This window comes from Psychrobacter sp. TB20-MNA-CIBAN-0197, assembly GCF_040309765.1.
Classification (GTDB): domain Bacteria; phylum Pseudomonadota; class Gammaproteobacteria; order Pseudomonadales; family Moraxellaceae; genus Psychrobacter; species Psychrobacter submarinus.
This window is the reverse complement of sequence record NZ_JBEOPC010000420.1, coordinates 1-280: the sequence shown is the minus strand read 5'-3', so window position 1 is coordinate 280 and position 280 is coordinate 1. Positions and strand designations below refer to the sequence as shown.

The 280-nt window shown below is 67.5% G+C and carries 1 protein-coding gene; it reads right to left on the bottom strand.

Going from position 1 to position 280, the window contains the following annotated elements; translation table 11 throughout:
• On the bottom strand, nucleotides 1-270 hold a 270-nt coding region (locus tag AAEY83_RS14305; RefSeq protein WP_351059868.1), incomplete at its 3' end, for a PfkB family carbohydrate kinase.
• Nucleotides 271-280: the final 10 nt, after the last annotated feature.

The following is a 280-nucleotide window of genomic DNA, read 5'->3' as shown; positions in this document are numbered from 1 at the left end:
ATACACGCCGGTCGGCGCCGCGCGGTCGATTCGCACGTACGTCGTGTCGACCTGCTCCGACGCCCACATGTCGGCGAGCAGGCGGCCGAACGGATCGTCGCCGATCGCCGACACGAAGCCCGTCGATGCACCCTGGCGCGCCGCCGCGATGCAGAAGTTCGACGTGTCGCCGCCGAAGCCCTGCAGGAATTCAGGGCGTCCCGGCTGCGACTGGTTGAATTCGATCATCGCCTCGCCGAGCGCGAGGATCTCCGGAAATACCGCGGCCATCGCTTACACC